The 25,517-nt window shown below is 59.1% G+C and carries 28 protein-coding genes and 1 riboswitch; of the genes, 14 read left to right on the forward strand and 14 right to left on the reverse strand.

Features of this window, described 5'->3' with window-relative positions; all coding sequences use genetic code 11:
- Positions 1–8 precede the first annotated feature (8 nt).
- Together cobT and ABFT80_RS03970 are read left to right on the forward strand one after the other, a co-directional pair.
- On the forward strand, positions 9–1,907 hold the full coding sequence (gene cobT, locus ABFT80_RS03965) for a cobaltochelatase subunit CobT (protein WP_347970538.1): 1,899 nt from the start codon (positions 9–11) through the stop codon (positions 1,905–1,907).
- A gap of 248 nt (positions 1,908–2,155) precedes the next feature.
- Positions 2,156–3,121: an esterase-like activity of phytase family protein gene (locus ABFT80_RS03970; protein ID WP_347970837.1), complete on the forward strand. Its 966-nt coding sequence runs from the start codon at positions 2,156–2,158 to the stop codon at positions 3,119–3,121.
- Positions 3,122–3,356: 235 nt separating this feature from the next.
- On the opposite strand, the gene ABFT80_RS03975 is transcribed toward ABFT80_RS03970, so the two are convergent.
- From ABFT80_RS03975 to rpmB, 3 genes are all read right to left on the reverse strand, one after another.
- Positions 3,357–4,028, reverse strand: coding sequence for a spermidine synthase (locus ABFT80_RS03975; RefSeq protein ID WP_347970539.1), 672 nt, complete (start codon positions 4,026–4,028; stop codon positions 3,357–3,359).
- Positions 4,029–4,031: 3 nt separating this feature from the next.
- Positions 4,032–4,712, reverse strand: coding sequence for a queuosine precursor transporter (locus ABFT80_RS03980; protein WP_347970540.1), 681 nt, complete (start codon positions 4,710–4,712; stop codon positions 4,032–4,034).
- A 125-nt stretch (positions 4,713–4,837) separates the two neighbouring features.
- Positions 4,838–5,134, reverse strand: coding sequence for a 50S ribosomal protein L28 (gene rpmB / locus ABFT80_RS03985; protein WP_347970541.1), 297 nt, complete (start codon positions 5,132–5,134; stop codon positions 4,838–4,840).
- A gap of 251 nt (positions 5,135–5,385) precedes the next feature.
- On the opposite strand from rpmB, the gene ABFT80_RS03990 reads away from it, so the two are divergent.
- Entirely contained in the window at positions 5,386–6,171 is a 786-nt protein-coding gene (locus tag ABFT80_RS03990; protein WP_347970542.1) for a DUF3108 domain-containing protein, read from the forward strand.
- 29 nt (positions 6,172–6,200) lie between these two features.
- Positions 6,201–7,082: an aromatic amino acid exporter YddG gene (yddG, locus tag ABFT80_RS03995; protein ID WP_347970543.1), complete on the forward strand. Its 882-nt coding sequence runs from the start codon at positions 6,201–6,203 to the stop codon at positions 7,080–7,082.
- Here the strand turns inward: yddG and gloB are convergent.
- Positions 7,079–7,846, reverse strand: a complete 768-nt coding sequence (gene gloB / locus ABFT80_RS04000) for a hydroxyacylglutathione hydrolase (protein WP_347970544.1) — start codon at positions 7,844–7,846, stop codon at positions 7,079–7,081. The genes yddG and gloB overlap by 4 nt on opposite strands.
- A 94-nt stretch (positions 7,847–7,940) precedes the next feature.
- Between gloB and ABFT80_RS04005 the strand changes: the two genes are divergently transcribed.
- The 3 genes from ABFT80_RS04005 to ABFT80_RS04015 all read left to right on the forward strand — a co-directional run bounded on the left by ABFT80_RS04005 (position 7,941) and on the right by ABFT80_RS04015 (position 9,691).
- Positions 7,941–8,717: a class I SAM-dependent methyltransferase gene (locus tag ABFT80_RS04005; protein ID WP_347970838.1), complete on the forward strand. Its 777-nt coding sequence runs from the start codon at positions 7,941–7,943 to the stop codon at positions 8,715–8,717.
- Positions 8,714–9,112, forward strand: a complete 399-nt coding sequence (locus ABFT80_RS04010) for a lysozyme inhibitor LprI family protein (protein ID WP_347970545.1) — start codon at positions 8,714–8,716, stop codon at positions 9,110–9,112. The genes ABFT80_RS04005 and ABFT80_RS04010 overlap by 4 nt, the downstream gene beginning before the upstream one ends.
- 90 nt (positions 9,113–9,202) lie before the next feature.
- Positions 9,203–9,691, forward strand: coding sequence for a hypothetical protein (locus tag ABFT80_RS04015; RefSeq protein WP_347970546.1), 489 nt, complete (start codon positions 9,203–9,205; stop codon positions 9,689–9,691).
- A 72-nt stretch (positions 9,692–9,763) separates the two neighbouring features.
- Here the strand turns inward: ABFT80_RS04015 and metW are convergent, their stop codons facing one another.
- Both metW and metX read right to left on the reverse strand, forming a co-directional pair.
- Positions 9,764–10,378 (reverse strand): methionine biosynthesis protein MetW, encoded by a 615-nt coding sequence (gene metW, locus ABFT80_RS04020; RefSeq protein WP_347970547.1) that lies wholly within the window; start codon positions 10,376–10,378, stop codon positions 9,764–9,766.
- Entirely contained in the window at positions 10,375–11,550 is a 1,176-nt protein-coding gene (gene metX, locus ABFT80_RS04025) for a homoserine O-acetyltransferase MetX (RefSeq protein ID WP_347970548.1), read from the reverse strand. Before metX ends, metW begins: the two co-directional genes overlap by 4 nt.
- Positions 11,551–11,619: 69 nt before the next feature.
- Positions 11,620–11,697: riboswitch (SAM riboswitch) on the reverse strand.
- A gap of 81 nt (positions 11,698–11,778) precedes the next feature.
- Here metX and hisC point away from each other — a divergent pair.
- Both hisC and ABFT80_RS04035 read left to right on the forward strand, forming a co-directional pair.
- On the forward strand, positions 11,779–12,882 hold the full coding sequence (gene hisC / locus ABFT80_RS04030; protein WP_347970549.1) for a histidinol-phosphate transaminase: 1,104 nt from the start codon (positions 11,779–11,781) through the stop codon (positions 12,880–12,882).
- 5 nt (positions 12,883–12,887) lie between these two features.
- On the forward strand, positions 12,888–13,823 hold the full coding sequence (locus tag ABFT80_RS04035) for a prephenate/arogenate dehydrogenase family protein (RefSeq protein ID WP_347970550.1): 936 nt from the start codon (positions 12,888–12,890) through the stop codon (positions 13,821–13,823).
- Positions 13,824–13,876: 53 nt separating this feature from the next.
- Here ABFT80_RS04035 and ABFT80_RS04040 read toward each other — a convergent pair whose 3' ends face one another.
- The gene (locus ABFT80_RS04040) at positions 13,877–14,869 is read right to left on the reverse strand and encodes a DUF2125 domain-containing protein (protein WP_347970551.1); all 993 of its coding nucleotides are present in this window, start codon (positions 14,867–14,869) and stop codon (positions 13,877–13,879) included.
- A gap of 59 nt (positions 14,870–14,928) precedes the next feature.
- On the opposite strand from ABFT80_RS04040, the gene ABFT80_RS04045 reads away from it, so the two are divergent.
- Positions 14,929–15,447 carry a gamma-glutamylcyclotransferase gene (locus ABFT80_RS04045; protein ID WP_347970552.1) on the forward strand — a complete coding sequence of 173 codons (519 nt, stop codon included), beginning with the start codon at positions 14,929–14,931 and terminating at the stop codon, positions 15,445–15,447.
- Here ABFT80_RS04045 and ABFT80_RS04050 read toward each other — a convergent pair.
- The 4 genes from ABFT80_RS04050 to ftsE all read right to left on the reverse strand — a co-directional run bounded on the left by ABFT80_RS04050 (position 15,444) and on the right by ftsE (position 18,749).
- Entirely contained in the window at positions 15,444–16,226 is a 783-nt protein-coding gene (locus ABFT80_RS04050; RefSeq protein WP_347970553.1) for a lysophospholipid acyltransferase family protein, read from the reverse strand. The genes ABFT80_RS04045 and ABFT80_RS04050 overlap by 4 nt on opposite strands.
- 84 nt (positions 16,227–16,310) lie before the next feature.
- On the reverse strand, positions 16,311–16,946 hold the full coding sequence (locus tag ABFT80_RS04055; RefSeq protein WP_347970554.1) for a YdcF family protein: 636 nt from the start codon (positions 16,944–16,946) through the stop codon (positions 16,311–16,313).
- 161 nt (positions 16,947–17,107) lie between these two features.
- Positions 17,108–18,097: a cell division protein FtsX gene (locus ABFT80_RS04060; RefSeq protein ID WP_347970555.1), complete on the reverse strand. Its 990-nt coding sequence runs from the start codon at positions 18,095–18,097 to the stop codon at positions 17,108–17,110.
- Entirely contained in the window at positions 18,090–18,749 is a 660-nt protein-coding gene (ftsE, locus tag ABFT80_RS04065; protein ID WP_347970556.1) for a cell division ATP-binding protein FtsE, read from the reverse strand. Before ftsE ends, ABFT80_RS04060 begins: the two co-directional genes overlap by 8 nt.
- A 163-nt stretch (positions 18,750–18,912) precedes the next feature.
- Between ftsE and ABFT80_RS04070 the strand changes: the two genes are divergently transcribed.
- From ABFT80_RS04070 to ABFT80_RS04085, 4 genes are read left to right on the forward strand one after another with little or no spacing between them, the layout of a single operon-like run.
- Positions 18,913–19,551: a hypothetical protein gene (locus ABFT80_RS04070; RefSeq protein ID WP_347970557.1), complete on the forward strand. Its 639-nt coding sequence runs from the start codon at positions 18,913–18,915 to the stop codon at positions 19,549–19,551.
- Between the two features lie 11 nt (positions 19,552–19,562).
- Positions 19,563–20,105, forward strand: coding sequence for a hypoxanthine phosphoribosyltransferase (gene hpt, locus ABFT80_RS04075; protein WP_347970558.1), 543 nt, complete (start codon positions 19,563–19,565; stop codon positions 20,103–20,105).
- Between the two features lie 51 nt (positions 20,106–20,156).
- On the forward strand, positions 20,157–20,522 hold the full coding sequence (locus tag ABFT80_RS04080; RefSeq protein ID WP_347970559.1) for a response regulator: 366 nt from the start codon (positions 20,157–20,159) through the stop codon (positions 20,520–20,522).
- Positions 20,523–21,167 (forward strand): glutathione S-transferase family protein, encoded by a 645-nt coding sequence (locus ABFT80_RS04085; protein WP_347970560.1) that lies wholly within the window; start codon positions 20,523–20,525, stop codon positions 21,165–21,167.
- A 4-nt stretch (positions 21,168–21,171) separates the two neighbouring features.
- Here the strand turns inward: ABFT80_RS04085 and ABFT80_RS04090 are convergent, their stop codons facing one another.
- From ABFT80_RS04090 to ABFT80_RS04100, 3 genes are all read right to left on the reverse strand, one after another.
- Positions 21,172–23,757, reverse strand: a complete 2,586-nt coding sequence (locus ABFT80_RS04090) for a TIGR02302 family protein (protein WP_347970561.1) — start codon at positions 23,755–23,757, stop codon at positions 21,172–21,174.
- 213 nt (positions 23,758–23,970) lie between these two features.
- The gene (lysA, locus tag ABFT80_RS04095) at positions 23,971–25,236 is read right to left on the reverse strand and encodes a diaminopimelate decarboxylase (protein WP_347970562.1); all 1,266 of its coding nucleotides are present in this window, start codon (positions 25,234–25,236) and stop codon (positions 23,971–23,973) included.
- 22 nt (positions 25,237–25,258) lie between these two features.
- Positions 25,259–25,468: a lipoprotein gene (locus tag ABFT80_RS04100; RefSeq protein WP_347970563.1), complete on the reverse strand. Its 210-nt coding sequence runs from the start codon at positions 25,466–25,468 to the stop codon at positions 25,259–25,261.
- Between the last annotated feature and the right edge of the window lie 49 nt (positions 25,469–25,517).

Consider the following 25,517-nt stretch of genomic DNA (forward strand, 5'->3'; position numbering starts at 1 on the left):
GAACGCGAATGGCGGGTCCGGGCGACAATACACGCGGCAAGCCGAAAACCGGCGCGGAGGCTGATGTCTTCAAGCGGGCGATGACGGTTTGCATGCGCGCCATTGCGGGCGACAACGAACTCGAAGTTGCTTTCGCCAAGGATCGCCCGGCACTGGCGGGCAATCGCGCTCGGCTTCCCGAAGTCCCGAAAAAAGCCAGCAGGACCGACATCGCAGTCACGCGCGGTCTTGGCGATTCCATGGCGCTCAAGCGCGCCTGCCACGACAGCCGCGTCCACACCAAGCTTGCACCCGAAGGCAAGCAGGCGCGTGCAATCTATGACGCTGTAGAGCAGGCGCGCGTTGAAGCTATCGGTTCGCGTGCGATGACTGGTGTGGCCGACAATATCGGCCAGATGCTGGAAGACAAATACGCCAAGGCCAATCTGGCCGATGTGCGCGAGCAGGCCGATGCGCCGCTCGAAGAAGCGCTGGCATTGATGGTGCGCGAGAAACTGACCGGACGCCCTGTGCCCAAGAGCGGCGAGCGCATGGTCAAGCTCTGGCGCAAATGGGTTGAGGACAAGGCCGGTCCCAATCTCGAAGGTTTGAGCGAAAAGCTGGGCGACCAGCAGGCTTTCGCCCGCGTCGTTCGCGACATGCTGGTTTCGATGGAAATGGCCGAAGAACTCGGCGAAGACCCCGAAACCGAAGAGAACCCTGAAGATAGCGACGACGACCAGCCGCAGGGCGAAGAGCGCAGCGAAGAAGGCGGCGAGGACGATTCGGGCTCCGAACAGTCGCAGTCCGAGGATCAGGAAGCATCCGACGACGACGAGCAGGCCGGCGAGATGGAATCGACCGAAGCCACGTCCGACGAGCTTTCCGAAGATGACGCCGACACCGAAACGCCGGGCGAAGCGCGCCGCAACGACAATCCATTCGCCAATTTCTCGCGCGACATGGACTACAAGGTTTTCACCACCACATTCGACGAGACGGTGGGCGCGGAAGAACTTTGCGACGAGGAAGAGCTCGACCGTCTACGCGCGTTCCTCGACAAGCAATTGGTCAATCTGCAGGGCATCGTCGGCCGTCTGGCCAACCGCCTGCAGCGCCGCCTGATGGCACAGCAGAATCGCTCATGGGATTTCGACCTCGAGGAAGGTTATCTCGATCCGGCGCGCCTGGTTCGCGTGGTTATCGACCCGATGCAGCCGCTGTCCTTCAAGCAGGAACGCGACACGAAATTCCGCGATACGGTCGTGACGCTGGTGCTCGACAATTCCGGTTCGATGCGCGGTCGCCCGATAACGGTCGCCGCCACCTGCGCCGACATTCTGGCGCGCACGCTGGAGCGCTGCGGCGTCTCGGTCGAAATTCTCGGCTTCACGACGCGCGCCTGGAAGGGCGGGCAGGCCCGCGAGAAGTGGTTGAAGGATGGCAAGCCATCCACGCCCGGCCGCCTCAACGATCTGCGCCACATCATCTATAAGAGCGCCGACGCCCCATGGCGTCGTTCGCGGCGCAATCTTGGCCTGATGATGCGCGAAGGTCTGCTCAAGGAAAATATCGACGGCGAGGCTCTGCTCTGGGCGCATCAGCGTCTTATGGCGCGGCCTGAGCAGCGCAAGATCCTGATGATGATCTCGGACGGTGCGCCGGTCGACGATTCCACGCTTTCGGTCAATCCGGGCAATTATCTCGAACGGCATCTGCGCGGCGTCATCGATCTGATCGAGACACGCTCGCCGGTCGAATTGCTGGCAATCGGCATCGGCCACGACGTAACGCGCTATTATCGCCGTGCGGTCACTATCGTCGATGCGGAAGAACTGGCCGGCGCGATGACCGAACAACTCGCCTCGCTGTTTGGCGAGGAAAGTGTCCGCGAAACGCGACGCGGCGGTGTGCGTCGCGCTGGATGAGGTCGGTTGAGCTGGACATAACAGACCCCCTCTCCGCCTCACTCCGTTCGGCACCTCTCCCCCAATTCTTGGGGGCGAGGAACCCAAGTTCTGCAACGCCACAGCCTTCACGATTAGCATTTCCTCGCCCCTGCGAAGCGGGGGAGAGGTGTCGAGGCGGAGCCGAGACGGAGAGGGGGAATTACAGCGGTCGAGCAGTTTCAGTCGGTAGAATATCGGCACTGGTCCGATCGTTGTCTTGTATAGTTATGCTGGCTCTTGGCGGGGCACTGGCAAACGCCGCCGCGCCGGAACCGATCGAGGTCAGCGCGCGGCAGATCAGCCAGTTTCATATAGGCCGAAGCGAAACGCGTTTCGGCCCACTGGAATTTGTCGGCGGTCTCGAAATGACTTCGCGCTACCGGCATTTCGGCGGCCTGTCGGCCATGCGTTTCCTGAATCCGGGCAGCGATTTCGTAGGCGTCACGGATACGGGTTTCTGGTTTTTCGGCAAGATCGAGCGCGATTCTGACGGAAAACCGGCCGGGTTTTCCGATTTCAGTATGACGCCCATGGTCGATGAGGCTGGCAATCCGATCAATCAGAAGTGGATGGTCGATGCCGAAGGACTGGCGGTCAAGGATGGTATCGCCACGGTAAGTTTTGAGCGCAATCATCGCGTGGCGCAGTTCAAGCTCGATCCAAGCGATATGAAAACGCCGTTCCGCGAACTGGATTTTCTCGTGCCGGTGCGCGAGCTGCGTCAGAATCGCGGTTTCGAGACGGTTGCGCATGCGCCTGCCGAAGGACCGCTGCGCGGCGGGCTGGTGGTGGTTTCGGAAAAGAGCCTCGACACGAAGGGCAACATCTTCGCGGCGGTTATCGAAGGTCCGGGGAAGGGCGTTTTCACCATCAAGCGCGATGGCGAGTTCGACATCACCGATGGTGCGTTCCTGCCTGATGGCGACCTGCTGCTGCTGGAGCGCAGCTTTTCCATGGCAAGCGGTGTGCGTATGCGCCTGCGCCGTATCGAGGCTGCGGGCATCGCCAAGGGCGGTCTGGCAGATGGCCCCGTGCTGTTCGAGGCCAATATGGGCTACCAGATCGACAATATGGAAGGCATGGATGTCTGGACGCGCGACGATGGTGCGCTGATGATTTCCGTGATTTCAGACGACAATCATTCGATATTGCAGCGAAATCTCTATCTGGAATTCATCCTGCATGACGATTGAGGCCTTCATTTTTAGATAGAACCGCTGGCGGGACAGCGCCCCCCTCTGTCCTGCCGGACATCTCCCCCACAGGTGGGGAGATTACCCTGTCATTAAAGCGCAGTACCAATTGCTGACGTTGCAGGATGAAGGCGGAGGGTTATGTCAGCCAATCTCCCCACCCGTGGGGGAGATGTCCGGCAGGACAGAGGGGGGGCCTCGTGATTCCATCACAACAGGAAGCGCTTCAAAGCCGTTATCGCGCCGTGGCGATCCAGATCACGTGGCGCGCGCCGCGCTTGCCATTGGCCCGCACCTTAACCTCTTCGACGGAGAAACCAGCGCGGCTGAGCCTGCGCGTGAAGCCGCTGTCCGGGCCTTGTGACCATACTGCCAGCACACCGCCGGGCTTCAGCGCGGCGCGGGCGCTATTCAGTCCGGTCATACTATACAAAGCGTCGTTACCCTCACGGGTGAGGCCCTCTGGACCATTATCGACATCGAGTAGGATGGCATCGAAAGCCGCCGCGCCGGACCGTATCAGCAGGCCGACATCATCCTCGCGAATGGTGACGCGCGGATCTTCGAGGCAATTGCCGAACACCTCCGCCATCGGGCCGCGTGCCCAGGAAACGACGGCTGGCACCAGTTCGGCGACAGTGATCTTCGCGTCTTGACCGATCTCGGCAAGCGCTGCGCGCAGCGTGAAGCCCATGCCTAGTCCGCCGATCAGAATATGTGGCGCGGAGTGGCCCGAAATACGCTCACAGGACAGCTTTGCCAGCGCTTCTTCGGAGCCGCTAAGGCGGCTGTTCATCAACTCATTGGTGCCGAGCATGATCGAGAATTCGGTACCGCGCCGCTTGAGGCGCAACTCCTGGTCACCGTCCGGCGTCTTTGCCGAATCAAGCTGGACCCAGGGCAGCATCGGCTAGGCTGCGACCTGCGGCTGTCTCCAGCGCGCGGCGAGCAGCCGGTAGGGGATCAGCGCGACCACAGCGATGATCAGCTTCACCGACAGATCGCCGATTGCCCACGACACCCAGCGCGCGACCTCTATGGGCAACACGCCGAGCAGGGGTGCTGCTTCGATTGCGAAATCATCGGTCGGGCCGACAAAGGCGAAGGCCGCAGAAAACGCAATGGTGAAGAAGATCGCTGTGTCGAGTACCGAGCCTGCGAGCGAGCCGAAAACTGGAGCGCGCCACCATGATTTGCGGCGAAGCCAGTTGAAGACGGTGACGTCGAGAAGCTGTGCGAATAGGAAAGCCGCGCCCGAAGCGCAGGCGATGCGAACGAGCCGGTCCGCCGCCGTTTCGAATTCGATGAACCCATACTGGAAAAGCAGTGGCGGGAAGGTGATCGAAGAGAAAACCGCCAGCATGAAGCCGACGAACACGACGCGGCGCGCCATGGATGGGCCGTAGCGCCTGTTTGCGAGGTCTGTGACGAGGAAGGCGATGGGATAGGTGAAGGCACCCCATGTCAGCACATCGGCCAGTGCCAGCCCTCCCAGCGTGCCTTGCACGGGGAACTGCACGAGGATGTTGGACGCCACGACGACAATCGCCATGGCCAGCACGAAGGGCAAATATCTGGAGATGATCTGCATTTTTTTATCCTGGGTAATGGAACCAGCCGAACAAACGAAAATGGCCGAGCAGAATCGGCCATCATCAAGCGAAAGTAATGCCTTTATCGACAAATGAGGCCGGGCTAACCGACCTCACCGATAAATCAGGCTGCGGGCTGATCCGCTACCTTCTTGGCGATCTGCTTCTTGAGCAGACGGGCGCGCTGCGAAAGTTCCGCAACGTCGGCCTTGGCCAGGAATGCATCGAGACCGCCACGGTGTTCGACCGTGCGGAGCGCGTTCGCCGAAATGCGCAGACGCACATTCTGGTTCAGCGTTTCGGAGATGAGCGTAACATTGACCAGGTTCGGCAGAAACCGACGACGGGTCTTGTTGTTGGCATGGCTCACATTGTTGCCGGTCATGACGGCTTTGCCGGTGAGTTCGCAAGCGCGGGACATTTGACTTACCTTCAGTTCAACATCGGCCAAAAAACCTCAACACACCAAGAAGTGGCGCGCAGTTTGGTCAGGCGGCCTTAAGGAAAAAGTTGGCGTTCCCATAGAGGCGTTTCGGAGCCTCGTCAAGTGAAACCGCTTATTTGAGCCGTATCAACATTCATAGAATGGCCGAATTTTTTCTTATAAACAAGAATCGAAGGGCCGCAAAAGCCGGGTGCCGGCTTACAGAATTCTCAGGAGTCACCCATTTCATGAAGCGGCTATACGGTTTCATCCTTCTCGCACTCGCCACTTCCAGCGGTTTACCGGCGCTCGCGCAGGCAAAGGAGGAGACTTTTCATGGCGACTACGCCGTTTCCTATCTTGGGCTGACGCTTGCCCGTTCGAGCTTCATCACCACATTCAAGGACGACAATTTTTCAGTCAGCGGCTCGCTTTCCAGCGCCGGACTGGCCGAGCTTTTCGACAGCACGCGCGGCACGATCGTCGCTTCGGGGAGTGTCGGCAAGGCAGCACCTTTGCCTATGGCCTTTGCCACCGATTATGTGTCTGGTCGCAAGAAGCAACGCACGGAAATCCGTTTTTCACGCGGCAATGTCAGCGATACGGTCAACAATCCGCCGTTGAAGAAGCGCGGCAAGGATTGGGTGCCGCTGAAGGACGCCGATCTGAAGTCAGTGGCGGACCCGATTTCGGCGACCTTGATACGCGCCAAAAATCTTTCGGAAGTCTGCGGGCGGACAGTCAAGATCTATGATGGTGAAATGCGCGCCGACCTGGCACTCGGTGCCGGGTCGATCACGCCCTTTTCGGTGCAGGGCTACAAGGGCGACGCGGTCACGTGCAGCGCAAGGTTCGTTCCCGTTTCCGGGTACAGAAAGGGCCGCAGGGCGCTTGAATTCCTCAGAGACAAGAGCAAGATCACCATTGCGTTTGCACCACTCGGCACAACCGGGATATATGCCCCCATCTACGCAACGGTCGGAACGGAGATCGGCACGATCACCGTGAAAGCGCGGCGGTTCGAGGCGAAATAAAAGGCGCGGTCCACGCGCCGGGGGACATTATGGTGCGTGCGACTTTCATCGGCTTCCTTGCTGTGGCTATGTGGGCTTTGCTTGCATTGCTGACAGATGCTTCGGGCCAGGTGCCGCCATTCCTGCTTTCCGCGATTACCTTCGCAATCGGAACCCTCGTCGGGCTTTTCGCGCGGCTGTTTACCAAGCCCGCGACCGAGAAAGTCGCCATTCCGCCGGTGGTCTGGCTGATCGGCATTGGCGGGCTGTTCGGCTACCATTTTTTCTATTTCACCGCGCTTCGCAACGCGCCAGCCGTCGAGGCGAGCCTCATCGCCTATATGTGGCCGCTGCTGATCGTTCTGGGGTCGGCGCTGATGCCGGGTGAAAGGCTGCGCTGGAACCACATCGTCGGCGCGCTTCTTGGCCTTGCGGGTACGTTCCTCATCGTCACCAAGGGCGGCGGGCTGGCATTCGAAAGCCGCTACGTCTTCGGCTATGCGATGGCTGCCGTCTGTGCGTTTTTGTGGTCGGGCTATTCGCTGCTGTCGCGGCGATTCCCCTCCGTGCCGACGAGCATCGTGACGTGGTTTTGCGCAGCGACGTCAATTCTCTCGCTGATCTGCCATCTGGCACTTGAGACCACAGTGCTGCCAGCGACTACCGGGCAATGGCTGGCGGTGCTGGGCCTTGGCCTGATGCCGGTTGGCGCTGCCTTCTATGCGTGGGATCACGGCGTCAAACGCGGCAATATTCAGGTGCTGGGCGCCGCCAGCTATGCCGCGCCGCTGCTTTCGACATTGGTGCTGATCGGCGCCGGGTTCGCCGAGCCGTCATGGCGCATTTTCGCCGCCTGCCTTCTCATCACAGGCGGCGCGACACTTGCGGCCAAGTCGCTTTTGTTTCGGAAAAAATCAGCAGCTACGGCTTAAAAATTGTCTTTCCGTTTGCGGATTTCAGCAAAAACAGCGTCGTCGGACGCGTTTTCCAGCCCAAGATTGGCGCGAATTTGCGAATCGTCCCAGCGAAGGAAAGGATTCGTCGCGAGCTCTTCGCCAATCGTTGTCGGCAAGGTCATTTCGCCCGCTGCGCGTTGAGCGTCGATTTTCTTGGCGCGTGTCTGCAATTCGGAATTTCCGGGATCGATCGTCAGCGCGAACCGCGCATTCGTCTGCGTATATTCATGTCCGCAATAAACGACCGTCTCCGGCGGCAGGGCTGCCAGCTTGCGCAGGGACTTCAGCATCACCTCCGGGCCACGTTCCAGAAGCCTGCCGCAGCCTAGCGCAAACAGCGTATCGGCGGTGAAGGCGAGCTTGGCTGACGGGATATGGTAGGAGATATGGCCCGCCGTATGCCCCGGCGTGTCGATTACTTTGATCTCATGTTTGCCGAATGGGATGATCGATCCTTCGCTGACACTCTCGTCTATCCCCGGAATCTTGTCATCCTCATCCTTGGGACCAATAATTTTCAGGCCAAATTTTTCTTTCAGAGCAAGATTTGCCTCGACATGGTCCTTGTGGTGATGGGTGATCAGCAGCAGATCAGGCTTCCAGCCGGTGCGCTCGATTGCCGCGACGATAGGGCCTTCTTCCGGCGCGTCGATGATCGCGGTGCGTCCGCTTTCCTCATCATGCATGAGAATGCCGAAATTATCGCTCCGGCATATGAACTGCTCGATCCTGATCGCCATAAAACTCTCCTTTGATGCCGCTACAGATAGGTCGCAGGCCGTTCAATGTCACCTGTCGCTTGATGTGGATGCCAGCCACGGCTACCGTCCCGCCATGCATTCCGACATTATCGACCTTCGATCTTTTTACAGCACGACGCTTGGCCGGATGGCCGAGCGGTCGATTTCCATGGGGCTTTCCTCTGTCTGGGACAATCTGCCCAATGAGAGGCTCGTCGGCCTTGGTTACACGCTGCCATGGCTCGAGCGCTTCGGGTCGGATGCCGAGCGTGTGTTTTCGTTCATGCCGGGTACGCAAGGGGCGGTGCGCTGGCCACAGGTAGGCAAATCGGCAACCGCGCTGGTGTTCGATGAGGAGCTGCCGCTGGTCGATGCATCAATAGACAGAATGCTGCTGGTTCATTCGCTGGAACATGCGGAAAGTCCGCGCGAGACGTTGAAGGAAATCTGGCGCGTGCTTTCACCTGCTGGTCGCGTGGTGATCGTCGTTCCGAACCGGCGCGGGGTCTGGGCGCGATTCGAGCATACGCCCTTCGGCACCGGTCGTCCGTTTTCGCGCGGGCAGCTCAATGAATTGCTTAGGGAAACCAATTTTACGCCGTCGGGCTGGTCCGACGCGCTGTATTTTCCGCCATCGCGCCGCCGCTTCATGATGAGATTCCATCCGCTCACGGAGCGGGCGGGCAGGCGGCTTTGGCCGATTTTCTCAGGCGTCATCATCGTCGAGGCGCAGAAGCGGCTTTATCAGGGACTGCCCGTCACACAGCGGGCATCGCGGCGTGTTTTCATGCCGGTGCTCACGCCGCAAGGTGCGTCGCATGCCATGGTACGGGTTACAAAACGCAGGAACAGGATGGAGGTTGAATCATGAAAATTCTACACAGGGTATCGCTTGCCGGGCTTTTGCTTATCGGCGCGGGCTCTATGGCATCTGCCGATGATGCCTACGACAAGTGCATCAATGACAGCGACGGCACCAATACGGCCTGGGGCGAGTGCGGCGGCGCCTTCATGAAGCGCGAGGACGACAAACTCAACACGACATGGAAGCGGGTTTTCGCGCTGACCTCCGACCAGACCAAGACCGATCTTCTGGCCGAGCAGCGCGCCTGGGTGCAGTTTCGGGAAGCTGCGTGCCAATTCTATGCGAATGGCGACAGCGGTCGTGAAGGACAGGTGCTGAGCTACCCCGCCTGCGTTGCAGGTGTGATCGCAGACCGCACGGAGGCGCTTGAAGGCTACGAAGAGGATTTGAAGCCGATCTAATTTTTGTTTTTGTTACGCGATCCCGGGCATGGGCGTGACATTGACTTGGATGGTGTCCCCGCAGGAAGTCCGAACGAAGATGTAGGTAGAATGCAAGATGATCCGATCGAGGAGCTTCAGGCTCTGATAGAAAGACTATGGGCCAGAACTGGCCTTGGTAACTGCGTACAGATCGCCAGAAGCCGCCAAGACGATGGTTCTGCACACGTGGAAGTTGTCGTTGATCGCTATGACCTCGTGATTACAGAACGAGGCAATGACCTCGACCGAATAGCAGGGCTTTCCGTTTCTGACGCGGCGAGATGGTTCTTAATGGGTATGGCCGAGCGGCATGCTCAAAAGGCTGAGCTGCAAAACAGGGTCGCTCCTGAAGATGCATCGCCACTTCTTAGCGGCATCGATGACGACGGATATTCCCGCTGGAACTGGATGGCACCGGCAATCGAAACGATGAGCCGAATCTCGCCACAGCTCGGTGATTGGATGATTCAGGAATACGAGGTGGTACTGCGCCGCGCGCCGCTTGCAGACTATGAAAGACGGAATGCTCGATATCCGCTGCCGCCAGCATTCAAATGACCAATTTTGAGCCGAAGCGGACAAACGTCCCGTCTCAAAACTCCTGAAGCCAGCAACTTTTCGGGGCGTGGTTTACCTCTTCAGCAAAAACACTGCCTGCTGGCCGAAGAAATTCCAGAACCACCACGGCATGGAAAATCCAATTTTCTGGCCGTTGCCATCCAGTGCGGTCGCGCGTTCGACTTTTGCGCCGACCTCGTCGCAAAGGCCGATGAAATCGCGGATCGTGCAGAAATGGATGTTGGGCGTATCGTACCACGAATAGGGCAGGTCTTTCGTCACCGGCATGCGGCCCTTGAAGAACAGGGACAGCCTCACGCGCCAATGCCCGAAATTGGGGAATGACACGATGGCACGATCGCCGATGCGCAGAAGATGGTCGAGAACGGCCTTTGGGTCGCGTGTGGCCTGCAGCGTTTGCGACAGGATGACGAAGTCGAACCCTTTGTCCGAATAGAAAACGAGGTCCTTATCGGCATCGCCCTGAATGACCGAAAGTCCGCGCGCGACGCATTTGTTGACGCCGCGCTGGGAAATTTCGACGCCGCGGCCATCCACACTCTTCGTGGTTTGCAGCAGTTCCAGCAGATCGCCATTGTCGCAGCCTACGTCGAGCACCTTGGCTCCGGGCGTGATGAAATTGGCGATGACTTCGAGATCGACGCGTTGTGCGGTGTTCACGCTCATGATTGTTCCAATCCACGCGCCCGCGCTGCGGAGCGCAGGAAGCCGTTGATGGCCGCGAAAAGCTCCGGCTCGTCGAGCAGGAAGGCGTCGTGGCCGCGGTCGGTTTCGATTTCCACGAAGGAGACGGAAGCACCGGCAGCATTCAGCGCATGCACGATCCTGCGGCTCTCTTCGGTGGGGAAGAGCCAGTCGCTGGTGAAAGATACGAGGCAGAAGCGCGTCTGCGTTTTGCCGAATGCGTCGGCCAGTCTGCCGCCATGGTCTGCCGCAAGGTCGAAATAATCCATCGCCCGCGTCATGTAGAGATAGGAATTGGCATCGAAACGGTCGACGAATGTCATGCCCTGATGGCGCAGATAGGATTCAATCTGGAAATCCGCATCGAAACCGAAAGTCGGCTTGATCCGGTCCTGAAGATTGCGCCCGAATTTGCGATGCAGCGCGCTTTCGGAGAGATAGGTCACGTGAGCGGCCATGCGGGCGACCGCGAGGCCCTTTTCGGGCCGCGTGCCTGCTTCCAGATAGGTTCCGCCGTTCCAGTCGGGATCGGCCATGACGGCCTGTCTGCCGACCTCATGAAACGCGATGTTCTGCGAGGAATGCCGCGCACCGGTTGCGATCGGCAGCGCCGAGAATACGCGCTCCGGGTAGCTTGCCGCCCATTCCAGAACCTGCATGCCGCCCATCGAGCCGCCAACGACGGCAAATAGCTGATCGATGCCGAAATGATCGACCAGCATGGCCTGCGCGCGCACCATGTCGCGAATGGTGATGACTGGAAGGTCGAGCCCATAGGGACGGCCGGTCTGCGGGTTGATGGAGGCGGGGCCGGTGGAACCCAGACAGCCGCCGATGACATTGGAGCAGATGACGAAGAAGCGATCCGTATCGATGATCTTGCCGGGGCCGATCAGCACGTCCCACCAGCCGGGCTTGCCGGTGACGGGGTGGATGTTGGCGACGTGCTGGTCGCCGGTCAGCGCATGACAGATCAGCACCGCGTTCGATTTCGCCGCGTTCAATTCGCCATAGGTCTGGTATGCGATCTGGAACGGTGAAAGCAGCGTGCCCGCTTCAAGCTTCAGCGGCTTGTCCATACCGAAGCTCAGCACCGGCGAGGCTGGCGCGGTGGCCTGATCGTTATTGGTTTTGCGAGGGCGCGAAGCCGCCATGACAATTGTCCTGCCTTGCGATTTCTGTTTCCGGAAAAACAAAAACCGGCATCGCTAAGCAACGCCGGTTACAGATCGCAAACGGCCCTTTAGCGAATTGTTTTACGTGGCTGCAAGCCGACCGGCCAAATCACCACGGATCCTGCCAAGGCTTTTAAGGCTGGCGGCCCTTTGCGTCAACGGGAAAGCTTTGATAGAGCAGGCCTCCAACTCTGAAGGAACAAGGTCATGACACAAGCGCAGCGCCCCCAGCCGAAACCCGGTGTGATGGACATCGCTGCCTATATGCCGGGAAAGAGCGCCGCGCCGCATGGTGTCTCCAAGGTCCACAAGCTGTCTTCCAACGAAAGTCCGCTCGGACCTTCGCCCAAGGCTGTCGAGGCCGTTCAGAACCTGGCGGCGAGGCTCGAATACTACCCCGATGGTTCGGCAAGCAAATTGCGCGCGGCTATCGCGCAGGCGCATGGCCTGAACGCGGATAACATCATCTGCTCGAATGGCTCGGATGAGGTGATAGGGCTGCTTGCGCAGACCTATCTGCAGCCCGGCGATGAGGGCATTTTCACCGAACACGGTTTTCTGGTCTACAAGATCTACATTCAGGCTGCGGGCGGCGTTCCGGTCGTTGCCAAGGAAACCGATGAGACTGCGGATGTCGATGCGATCCTCGCAACGGTGAGCGAGCGCACGAAAATCGTCTTCCTCGCAAACCCGAACAATCCGACCGGCACCTATATTCCTTTCAGCGAAGTGCGCAGGCTGCATGCAGCGCTGCCACCGCATGTGCTTCTGGTGCTCGATGCGGCTTATGCCGAATATGTGCGCCGCAATGATTATGAGTCCGGTATCGAACTGGTCTCGTCATCGCAGAATGTCGTGATGACGCGGACTTTCTCGAAGATTTACGGGCTTGGCGGCGCGCGCGTCGGCTGGGCTTATGCGCCCGCGCATATCATCGATGCGCTGAACCGCATGCGCGGCCCCTTCAACGTGAATGCAGCGGCAATCGCGGCTGGCGTTGCGGCGGTCGAAGATCGCGCGCATTTCGAAGCGGCAGTTACTCATAATGAAAAATGGCTCGGCTGGCTCTCGCAGGAGCTTGGCGCGCTTGGGCTTCGGCTGACGCCGAGCGTTGGGAACTTCCTGCTGATCCATTTCCCGGAAAATGAGAAGCATTCTGCGGCGAAGGCGGACGATTATCTGTCTGCGCGAGGCTATATTCTGCGCCGGGTGACCGCATACGGTTTCCCGAACGCGCTTCGCATGACCGTTGGCACCGAAGAAGCAAATCGCGGTGTCGTCTCAGCCCTCGCAGAATTCCTGAAAAGCTAGATCACATGTCCGAACCACTCTTCAACAAGATAGCCCTGATCGGCATAGGGCTCATCGGCTCGTCGCTTGCGCGCGTCATTCGTCGCGAAAATCTGGCGGGTCACATCGCAATTTCCACCCGCAGCGCAGAAACGCTTGGGCGGGCGGAAGAACTCCGCTTGGGCGATTCCTATTCGCAGGATGCGAAAGAAGCCGTCCGCGATGCCGATCTGATCATCGTTTCGGTTCCGGTGGGTGCTTCCGGCGCGGTTGCTGCAGAAATCGCACCGGCGCTCAAGCCGGGCGCGATCGTCACCGATGTCGGCTCCACCAAGGCGTCCGTCATCGCGCAGATGACGCCGCATATCCCGCAAGGCGTGCACTTTATCGCCGGGCACCCGCTGGCGGGCACGGAAAAATCCGGCCCCGATGCAGGCTTTGCCGAATTGTTCGAAAACCGCTGGTGCATTCTGACGCCCGAGCCGGATGCAGATGCGGATGCCATCGAGCGTCTGTCGGAATTCTGGCGGCGCTGCGGCTCCAACATCGACACGATGGACCCGGCGCATCACGACATGGTGCTGGCCATCGTTTCGCATCTTCCGCACATCATCGCCTACAATATCGTCGGCACGGCGGATGATCTGGAAGCCGTGACCAAGTCCGAGGTGATCAAATATTCAGCCTCGGGCTTTCGCGATTTCACACGTCTGGCCGCGTCCGACCCGACCATGTGGCGCGACGTATGCCTGCATAACAAGGATGCGATCCTCGAAATGCTGGCGCGGTTTTCGGAGGATCTGGCCTCGCTTCAGCGTGCGATTCGATGGGGCGACGGGGACAAGCTGTTCGAGATATTCACCAGAACCCGCACGATCCGCCGTTCGATCATCGAGGCCGGTCAGGAAACCGATGCGCCGGACTTTGGCCGTCAGGCGCTGTCGCATCCCGAAAAAGGCTGATCTTTTTCGCATGTCGTTTTCCCGAAACCGGTTCCCACTTTCGGGCAACATGCTTATGGCTGAACCGGCGGGATCGATCCCAGCGAGATAAAGCCGATGGAGGCCTGCCCCTTGACGATCGTCAGGGGGATCGATGGCGCGTTGCCTAGAAAGCCCAGCGCCGAGGATGCGTTTCTGATCTGGCGTCTATATTCGGGCAGAATATCTCCAATCACGCTTGCTATGCCTTTCGGGTCGCGAATCGCGATGTTCAGGCTGGCGTCGATCAACCCATCCTGATCGATTGAAAACGGTCCGCTCAGCGCCAGCCCGGTTTCCGGGCCGGTGGTCAGCGTCAATGTGCGGATGGTGCCGGACTGGCCTCGCATGCTGCGTACATCCTGCAGCAGAAGCTGCGCGCCATTGGTGAGGGTCACGTCGCTCTCGCTGGAAAGCGGCGGCAGAGCGCGTCCTTCGACCAGGCTGGGATCGAGCGCGAGGTTCACGAAGTTTCCGGCAAGGTCGAGATCGGCGGCGTTCGGGCGCATATGCCACTCGAAGGTTTCCGCGGTCAGAATGCGCTTTTCGCCACCCGGCTCCGTTGCCGTAAGTTCCTGCCCCTCGACCGAAATTCTTTGCGGCAAAGGCTGGGCCAGCCTCATGCTGGAGCGCAGATTCTTCCAGTTCAATTCAAGCGGCGGCGCTTGCGGCAGATCGATCCTGGCAGGCCCGTCAAGCTCTGCAATCAGGCGCATCGGGTCGTAAATCTGGCCGGCGGAGCGGAAATTTCCCGCCGATGCCATGATGCCGTTATTGGCGTCTTCGAAAGAAACCTGCTCGCAGAATATGCCGATGCGAAACGGATAGCCGCGCGCTGTCGAATTGGTGCATTCGGCTTTCACGCCGTCATGATTGAGCGATGCGATCACTGCGCGGGAGGTTGTTTCCAGCCGGTCGGCCAGATAGAACCAGACCCCGGAATAGCCGACTGCGAGCAGGGCTGCGAAGACACCCAGAAACAGAATTCGGCGGCTGTAGCTTTTCGCAGGACGGTCTTCAAAGGTCATCAGGCGGCTTTCGAACTTGGTCGCGGCCCGTGTGCCGCAAATTTTGTCTGGCGTTGGATATGGGCGATTTTTGGGTTTTTGGCTATGGCTCGCTGATCTGGCGTCCGGGTTTCGCGCATGTCGAGACGCGCCGCGCCCGTTTGCATGGCTTTCGTCGATCTTTATGCGTGAAGTCCGTCGTTCATCGCGGCACGCCGCAAAGGCCGGGGCTTGTGCTTGGGCTGGATCGTGGCGGCTCCTGCGTCGGTCTGGCGTTTCGGGTGCCGGGCGATTTGCATGACGAGGTGATTGCCTATCTGCGCGCGCGCGAACTCGTCACCAATGTCTATCTGGAACGAACGCTGCCTGTGCGGCTCGATGGGGGCGGGATCGTGCATGCGGTCGCCTATGTGGTGGATCGCCGCCACGACCAGTATGCGGGCGGCCTCGACGATCTGGACGCCGCCTCCATCGTGCAGGGCGCCAAGGGGCAATCCGGCGCGAATGAGGATTATGTGCTCAATACGATCGAGCATCTTCAGGCGCTCGGCATTCGTGACCATTGGCTGGAACGCGTCGCCAGCCGCATCAAGGTTTAGAGCTCGCCCAGTTCCTGCAAGCGCTTGATCGCTGTTGGCGGCATTAGCGGCGGGTTCTCCGAGCGTGCGGCTTCGATCAGCAATGCGTCGCAAGCGGCCTCTGTTTCCGAGATTAGCCTGCGCATGAATTCTTCTTTTTCCAGACCGGCTTCGATGGGTGGCAGGAAGCGCGCCTTGATCGTTCCGGGATAGCGCAGGAATTTGCGGCGAGGCCAGTAAAGCCCGGCGACATGGGCCACCGGAACAACGGGCATTCCCAATTGGGTATAAAGCTCGACGATGCCCCATTTGTAGGCTGGCTCTGCACCCGGCGGGCGGCGCGTGCCTTCAGGATAGATGATGAGTTGGCGGTCGTTGGCCATTTCGCGCTTGGTCGCGATGGTTACGGCTTTCAGCGCCTTTGAGCGGCTGCCGCGATTGACCGGGATCATGCGCATTTTCATGATGTACCAGCCGAAAAACGGAATCCATGTCAGCTCGCGCTTCAAAATGTAGAGCGGGTCGCGCAGATACGGGAAAAACGCCATCGTATCCCAGAAGGACTGGTGCTTCGGAGCCAGTATGAACGAGCCTTCGGGCAGGTTTTCCTGTCCGGTGATCTCGCTTTTCGTACCTGCGATCTTTTCCTGAAACCAAAGGCTGGTTTTCGACCAGAATTTCGGGACGAACCATGCGCGATGGCGTGGCGACAGAAAATAATAGGGCGTGAACACGATCATCAGAACGATCAAATTCAGATAGAAAACGATGTTGAACGCCACCGAGCGGAGTTGGAGCATGAAAAAATGCCTGATTGTGATGCTTCAGCGTTCGTGACACCGCAGCCGCCGATGTTCAAGCCCAAGCTTGGGATTTTACGGTGATCAGCCGTTCGTTGGCGAGCCTGCGATGACCAATCCATCGGAGGTTCCGCGAACCGGAATGTACCCGCGCACAAGAGCACCGAGGAATTTCAAATATTCGGTGAAGATAACGCGAATCGCCGCCGGTTTGGTCATCCAGTTGCCGTTGTCGAGCTTTGTGTTGACGACCGGGTAAGGGCGCAGTTCCGCATTGCCGACGAAGCGGCCCATTTCCAGAAGGCTGCGCGGCATGTGGTAATTGTTGGTCACGATCAGCACGCTGCCATAGGCGTGGTCGGTCACCCATTTTGCGCTTTCTTCGGCATTGCCGATCGTATCGAGCGCGGCATGGTCGATGTCGACGCAGCAGGAAAACAGATCCTTGTCGCCGCCCGTCGCGGCGCGGATGGAGCTTCTGCCTGCAGAAGGATGAACGCCGCTGATGAGCAGACGCTTGCCTTTGCCGGATTTGAGGAGATCAAGCCCCGCATCGAGCCGCGATTGCCCGCCGGTAAGCACGATGATGGCGTCCGAACTTTGCGGATTGTCAGGCGTCGTAAGCTTGCTGACATGGTTTGCGAACCAGCCGAACCCACCGGCGAAAAGAAGCACGCCGGCCACGACTAAGAAGCAGAAAGCGCGCAAAAGCCTCATCATGCGACGTTTCGAAAACCCTTCGCCTGACCGGGCCAGCGCCGGAATTGCGTTTGCCGCATGAGTCGCCTCGTTCGCGTTCATGGTATCGAAGGTAAGCTCGAAGCCGGACGAATGATAACTTCAGAAATGCACATTATGTGAAGATTTGTCATCATCCGTGATCAAGCCTCCGGCTGCTTGATTTCGATATCGCTGAGATAGGCGACGACCGTCATATGCGAGGTTGCCGCGGTCAGCCCTGCGATGAGCAGAACGATGAGGGCGACACCTCCATAACCCGCCGCACCAATAGCGAAATTTCCGAACAGGGCGGTTGCCTGATCCGCCTGCGGTGTTGCGAGATTGCGCGACGACCACCACGAAAAGACGATAAACACCAGGATAGCCGCAAGGCCACCGGCGGCGGCACCCTTCATACCCGTCAAAAGGAAATGACGGCGAAACTGAGTTGCGATGAAGCGTGCTTCCGCGCCCACGAAATGCAGAACTTCGATGATGTGGCCATTGCCCGCCATCGCGCCGCGCGTGGCAAAAACGACCGACAGGATCGTCGCGGAGAGCATCAGAACCAGAACGGCTATACCGAGCGTGACGGTGGTCCGCGCCATGGCGACCAGACGGTCTACCCATGTGCGGTGATCGTCCAGCGAGGCGCTTGGAATGTCGGCCTGAAGCATGGCGCGCAAAGCGGAAAAATCGGGCGGGTTCGTTTCATCCAGCGTTACGACCACGAGTCGCGGAACGGGCAGTTCGTCGATGTCGAGACCAGAACCAAGCCACGGTTCGAGCAGACGCGCGGTTGCGGCGCGGTCGACGATGCGTGTTCCGCGAACACCTGCAAAACCACCAGCGAGACCCGCCGCCGAATTCAGCGCCTCTTCCATGTCGAGGCCATCGACCGGCTTCACCTGAATCGTCGCTTCGCGCGAAATCTGGTTTTCCCAGACCGAGGCCGTATCGCGAACGAGCGTCACCCCGCCCAGCGTCAGGCAGGAGAGGAATGTCATGATGGCTATGACGCAGACCAGCGCGCGCCCGGCAACATTCTGTTCCGGCACGATGGGTGCCATTTTGCGCTGCTGGCGAACTCTTGGGGCCGCTGGCGCTTCATGGGCTTCCTGCTCGTGAACAAGCTCCTGATCATCAGTCATAGATGTCGAGCCTTCCATTCGCCAGAATCATGCGGCGGGCGTCCACCTGTTCCATAAGGCCCAGATCATGCGTGGCGATGACGACAGCGGTGCCGAGGCGATTGAGCTCGATGAAAAGCCGCAACAGCCTGCGCGCCAGCGGTGGGTCGACATTACCTGTCGGTTCGTCTGCAAGAAGGATTTCGGGTTGTTCGATGAGTGCTCTGGCGATTGCCGCGCGCTGTTTTTCACCGCCTGAAAGCACCGGCGGCAAAACATGCATGCGCTCGCCGAGGCCGACCCATTTCAGGAGTTCGGTGACGTCGCTGCGATAGCTCGCTTCCTCGCGGCCGCGCACGCGCAGCGGCAGGGAGACGTTTTCATAGGTCGTCATATGGTCGAGCAGACGGAAATCCTGAAAGACGATGCCGATGCGTCGCCGCATCAGCGGCAGTTCGGTGCGCGAAATGCGTGAGCGGTCCTTGCCGAATACGGAAATCAGCCCGCGCGTCGGCTTCAGCGACATGAACAGCAGGCGCAGCAGAGTGGTTTTTCCGGCGCCCGAAGGGCCGCTCAGAAACTGGAAGGAACGCTGCGGAATCTGGAATGAGATGTCCCGGAGAATCTCCGGGCCCATTCCATATCTGAGGCCGACATTCTCGAAACGGATCAATTGTTAAACCTTGCAAAGGGTGGTGCATTGGGACCATCGGCCCGCATGGTTAATCACCGGTTAATTTCGGAGCAGGATTGAGACGTTCGCGTTGAAATCGCGAAGCATTAACCATTTCGGTTTAACCAAAAACGGCAAGTTTCGAAAGATTTGCCCAAGCCTGATGATCGAACGACCCAAAGCACGCCCGGTTTCCGGCGAAATCATGACGAATGCGGCAGATATGCCCGCATTTGCCTCGGCTCGGCCTGATTTCACCGATGTCGTCGATGCGGATTACGAAATCGTCGGCGGGGACGCGCCGAAGCGCGAATCACGTACCGAATCACGAATCAGCAATCCGCCAGAAACCTCAGCCGCCGGGATGGACATATTGCGGTTCGATCAGGCGGTGCAGCCTGCCCGCCGGCGCGGTGGCGCGATGTTCTGGAGCGTTGCAATCGGGCTTATTTTCGCGACCTTTTGGGTTTCGGGCGGTCACGCCTATTTTCGAAATGCGTTGCCTGTGGAAAGCGCTTCGCCTGTCGCTACGCTGCGCATCTCCAATATCTCCTCGCGCATCGAAGATACCGGCACTGCCGGTGTGCTTTACATCGACGGAGAAGCCGTCAACGAAACTGCTGATTCACTAAAGCGGCCGCCGCTCGAAATCCGAATTGTCGGAAATGACGGGGCGATAACGCGTCACAAGCTGGGGACAGCGGGTACAATGATGACGCCCGGAGAGAAATTCGCCTTTTCGAGCAGGCTCGGCGTGCCTAAAACCGGTGTAAGGACGGTGAGCGCCGCCTTCATCGAATAGGAGGACCACGCATGGCCGTTGTACGCGGAAAAGACATCGAAGTTCTGTTCTCGGCATCGACCATTGCCCGGCGCAATCTGGAACTCGCCAAGGACATTGCAGGGCGCGATTACGATGACCTTCTGGTCATCTCCATCCTCAAGGGTTCGTTCGTCTTCGCGGCCGATCTCATTCGCGCCATGCACGACACCGGCCTTTCGCCGGAAGTCGAGTTCATCTTTATTTCCAGCTATGGCGCAGGCACGACCAGCGGCGAAGTGAAAGTGCTGCGCGACATCGACAATGAGGTCGCCGGGCGCGACGTGCTTTTGATCGATGATATTCTCGAATCGGGCAAGACGCTGAAATTCACCCGCGAACTCATGCTCTCGCGCGGAGCGAAAAGCGTTTCGATTGCCGTGCTTCTCGACAAGCATACGCGCCGCCAGACGGATCTGACCGCGGATTTCGTCGGTTTTGAATGCCCGGACTACTTTGTCGTGGGCTATGGCATGGATGTCGGCCACGCATTCCGCGAGCTGCCATTCGTCGGCGTCGTAAAAGGCGACGTTTGATTAAGTATAAGCTTTCAGAAAACCTCAACGTATGGCGGCGATGATCCCGCCATGTCAAAAATCCTGATTGTCGAGGACGATGAGTCCGTACGCACCCTGGCCGCCCGTGCACTCGAGCGTGAAGGCCATACAGTTGAACTCGCCGCAGATGGAGCGCAGGGGCTATGCCTCATAAACGCGGCTCGCGGCCAATATGATCTGGTCGTTTCGGACATTCGCATGCCTGAAATGGACGGCATCGAAATGGCGAAAACTGCCGCCCTTTCGTTTCCATCGATGAAGATCATGCTGATTACAGGCTATGCCGACCAGCGCGAACGCGCCGACGATCTGAACGCCATCATCGTCGATGTGGTCCAGAAGCCTTTTACTCTTGCAGACATTCGCGGGCGCGTTGCCAAGGCGCTCCACAGCTAAATGCCGGTCGTTCTCCACGGCTACCACTACAGCGTCTATGTGCGCATCGCGCGCATGGCCTTGCTCGAAAAACGCGTAAGCTGGCAGCATGTGGAGGTCGATCCGTTCGAGGATATTCCTGCATCCTATCTGGCGTTGAACCCGTTTGGACGGGTGCCGACGCTGGAGCATGACGGGTTCGTGCTTTTTGAGACCAGCGCGATCATCCGCTATGTCGATGAAGCGTTCGACGGCCCTCGCTTGCAGCCGAAAACACCGCGCGAACGCGCGCGGATGAACCAGATCATCGCTATCATCGATTCCTATGGCTACTGGCCGATGGTCCGGCAGGTCTTCGCACAGCGCATCTTTGCGCCTGCCATCGGCAATGCGGGGGACGAGGCGATGATCGCTGACGGCATCGCGAAATCGCAGAATGTTTTGAGTGCTTTGGAAAATCTCGCCAGCGGCGGGGCATTTCTCGTCGGGTCGAGCCTGTCACTGGCCGATCTTCATCTTGCGGCGATGATAGCTTATTTCACTGCAGCGCCGGAAGGTGCGCGCTCTTTGAGCACCTATCCGAAGCTGTCATCATGGTGGAGCCGTATGGCGCAGCACGCCTCGCTTGTCGAAACCGATCCGGGATTGCCTTCCAAACCGGCCTGATCGCTCACCTCATATCGAGCAGGCGTTCCAGATAATCGCGCTCGAGTTCGGGGCTCAGCGCATTGCCGAGACGCTTGCGGATCGCTTCCAGAATTTGACGGGCGCGCTGGATGTCGATCTCGCCCGGCACTTTCACCGAATTTCCGAAGTCTGGACCGGTCGTTGCACGCGGACGGCCAAGCGGATCGCGGTCGGAATTCTGCTGGCGTCCGCCTTCCTGGCCGCCGCCTTCCTCGCCTTCCATGGCCTGCTGCATCTGTTGCATCATGTCCTGTGCGCCCTTGCGCAATGCTTCCAGCGCACGGCCCTGTTGGCCGACGGCGCGGTCGCCTTCGCCCTGTCCAAGTGCGCCTTCGGCCTGACCCATAGCCTCGCCGGCCTCGCCGAAACCTTCGCCCGGCTGAATGCCCATGCCTTCGAGGCCCTTCGTCAGAGCGTCGAGTTCCTGCTGCAGTTTGCCCTGGCCTTCCTGAAGCTGCTTCAGCGCGTCGGCAAATTCTTCTGGCGTCATTGGACGGCCATTCTGGCCCGGCTGCTGGCCTTCGCCTTGCTGACCCTGCTGGCCTTGTTGTCCCTCTTGACCTTGCTGACCCTGGCCGCGCTGCTGCTGGTCCATGCGGAAGGTCTCGTTCATCATCTCCTGCTGACGCCGCATGATCTCGCCCAGCTTGTTCATCTGCTGGTTCATCTCGTTCTGTTCACCGTTCTGGCCCTGCTGCTGCTGTTGCTGGCGGCCTGCCTGAAGGTTGTTCATCATGTCTTCGAGTTGCGAAAGCAGCTCTTGCGCCTGATCGCGATTGCCCGACTTCGCCAGATTTTCGATCTGGTCCATCATTCGGTCGAGATCGCTCTGGCGCAGTTCCTGCCCGTTCTGCGGCATCTGCTGCGCCATGTCGGGATTCTGCTGCGCACGTTGGGCGAATTCACGCAGGAATTCGTTCATCGCATCGCGCAGCTCGGCCATGAGCTTGTCGATTTCCTCGTCGCTGGCGCCGTTTTCAAGCGCCTGCTTCAAAGCTTCCTGAGCCTGTTTCAGGCGCTTTTCGGCGTCGGAAAGGCTGCCATCCTCGATGTTCAGCGCAATGTCCCAAAGATAGGAAACGACCTCGCGAAGCTGGTCGTCACTGCCAGCCATTCTGAGCCGCGTCTGCGCGCTCTTGATCGCCAGATAGTGGCTCATATTGTCGAATGTGTCTTCCGGGCGAAGCGTGATCGCGTCGATCAGATTGATGACGTCCGGCTTCTTGTTCGCGTCGAGCGCCAGTATCCGGCGCTGTTCGATCACTGCTTTTGCGAGCGGGTTAAGGAAAGGGCGCTCGGGGAGAATGAAGGTCTTGGTTTCGCTGGTGCTTTCCTGTCCCGCGGCATCCTTGGCCTTTAGAACAAGCTTCACCATGCTGCCCGACCATACATGCTCCGTCAGGTCGCGGTTTGCTTTGGCGGCTGGCGTCTCGGCGCCGCGTCGTGGCAAGGCAAGCTGCATTTCCGGGGCCTTGTAGAGCGGACGAGTACCGGCTGGCGGCGTCTCATCAAGGCTGAAGGCGGCCTCTGCCGATGCCGCACCGTAGTCGTCCTCGATCTCGTAGTTCAATTCGAGCGTGCCGTTTGCCGCGCGGCGCGGATCACCTGTAAAGCGGATGGTCGGAGGCGTGTCGGGCGTGACCGCGAAGGCCCAATTGCGCAGTTCGGAACTTCCCGATTTCAGCGAAAGCGTGCCGTTGTGCGAAAGTTTTCCAGCGAATTGGCGGGGCGCTCCGCTTTGCTTGGCGGGGGCTGCGTTCGAATCGGTATTTGCCTGCGCACTCTGCGGCGCGATTTCGCGCGTATTGCCTGCGCCATCGGTGAAGGACAGGTTTTCGTCGCCAGCGCCGCCGGTCACGCGCAGCGATATTTCGCTGCCTGCCGGGACGGTAACGGTCGAAGCCTGCTGGTTGTTTTCAGCCGTCAGGAAGACTGGTGCCTTGCCGGTATAGGCCGGAGGCGTAACCCATGCATCGATGCGGGCAGGCAATGTTTCGAAACCGGGACGTGCCTCAAACACGTCCCCGATGCGGCCACCCAGCGGCCCAAAGGAAAAGGCGAAGGCGACAAACAGCAAAAGTGCCGCCGCACCATGAAGACCCCATGGATCACGCTGGGGAACGCCGGTGCGCGGCAGGTCGCTGCCCAGCCGGTTGAGCTTTTCCGCCATGCGCTTCTGGTGTTCGCGCCATAGAGCCTGCCCGAAAGCGTCTTCCTCGCCGGTCGGGCGATCCGTCTGGACAAGAACCGGCGTGTGCTCGAGCTTGTTCGCCGCCTCGATGCGCCGGTCGATCTCATCGGCTGTCGGGTTGCGGAAGAAGCGGAGCGGGTAGAGCGATGCAAGGGTGCCGATTGCAAAAAAGGCGATCGCGATAAGCCGCACAAGTTCAGGAACAATGCGGAAAACGCCAAGCCATGAAAGGCTGAGGAAAAGGCTGATCGCGACCAGAACAGGCAGAACAAGCGGCCAACCGCGCTCCAGCGTCATCACTGCGCGCGTGGAGATGCGCGCCCATGAAAGGCCGCGCGTCTTATGTCTGTCTCTGTCTACTGTTCCTTTATCCGGCATCGGCCCTTCCGGGGTCGGTGTCTTGCGCAACCCAGGCGCTTTCTCACCTGCAAAGAATAGCAACAATCGGGGCAAAGGCGAGGCGGCCTATCCTCGAATGAAGCCGCATATTGGTGCAGTATTCGAAGCGGATTGCTAAGCGACTGTTTTTGAAGAGTTTTGAAGGCGAAAAATCGCGCTTAAAAACATTGTGATCGGGCAATTGAGCGGACCTCAAAGCCAGTCGGGTATCGAATCGAGGCCAATGAGTTCCTCATAGGTCCGGCGCGGGCGAACGACATGGAAACGATCGCCGTCGACCAGAACTTCGGGGATCAGAAGCCGCGAATTGTAGGTTCCTGCCTGCACCGCGCCATAAGCGCCTGCCGTGCCGACCGCTATCAAATCACCTGCGGCAAGCCGTGGCAGATTGCGCTCATTGCCCAGATAATCGCCGGTTTCGCAAACCGGGCCGACGACGTCGACCGTCACATGCGGCTGGTTGGGAAGGGCTTCAACGACTGGAAAAATTTCGTGGAAGGCATCGTAAAGCGTGGGACGAATGAGATCGTTCATCGCAGCATCGACGATCAGGAAATTCTTCGCGTCGCCTTCCTTCATGAAGATGACTTCCGAAACCAGAATTCCGGCATTGCCGACGATCAGACGGCCCGGCTCAAAGATCACCTTCAGGCCAAGCTTCGTCATGTGCTTCTTGACGATGTCGGCGTAGAGGTCAGGCAATGGCGGCGGGTTGTTGTCCTTGCGGTATGGAATGCCGAGGCCGCCGCCAAGATCGACATGCTCAAGCTCATGCCCATCGGCGCGCAACGTGCCGACCAGTTCGACCAGCAGCGCGAAAGCATCGTCGAAAGGCTGGAGTTCGGTGATCTGGCTGCCGATATGTGTATCGATGCCGGTGATGCGGATTCCGGGAAGCTTTGCGGCGCGGGCATAGACTTCACGGGCGCGCTGCCACGGAATACCGAACTTGTTCTCGGCCTTGCCGGTCGAAATCTTCTTATGCGTCTTTGCGTCCACATCGGGATTGATGCGCAGCGATATGCGCGCGATTTTGCCAAGTTCTGTGGCGCGCTGGGACAGGATTTCCAGCTCCGGCTCTGATTCGACGTTGAAGCAATGAATGCCTGCGGAAAGCGCGAAATCCATCTCGCGGGCCGTCTTGCCGACGCCGGAAAACACGATTTTCTCCGGCGGAATACCGGCGGCCAGCGCACGGCGCAATTCGCCTTCCGAAACCACATCGGCACCGGCGCCAAGATTTGCCAGTATTTTCAGAACAGCCTGATTGGAATTGGCCTTCAGCGCATAGCAGACAAGCGTTTCCAGCCCGGCGAATGCCTGCGAGAAAACCTTGAAATGGCGTGTCAGCGTGGCGGTCGAATAGCAATAGAAGGGCGTACCAACCTCATCGGCAATTGCCGGTACAGGCACGTCCTCGGCATAGAGCAGGCCGTCGCGGTAGTTGAAATGATTCACGATGTGCAGTCCGGGAGTAAGATCAGATCAGCGGATCAAGAAGGAATGGCTTGTCGGTTTCGGGCGCAGTAGGCTCCGGAGGAAGCGGGCTTTCACCGGCTTTCTCGGCATCCTTGCGCGCCTGCACCGCAGCCTCGTAAGGCGTGTCCAGCCCGGATTTTCGCCCGCAGGCCGATACTGCGGTCACTGCGGCCAGAAGCACGAGCGTCGTCAAAATCCTGCTTCTGGTCATCCAGTCCATCCGTTGATCAAGAAATCGTTCGCCGCTTTTAGCGAAGTTT

The organism is Foliimonas ilicis, assembly GCF_039939195.1.
Lineage (GTDB): Bacteria > Pseudomonadota > Alphaproteobacteria > Rhizobiales > Rhizobiaceae > Foliimonas > Foliimonas ilicis.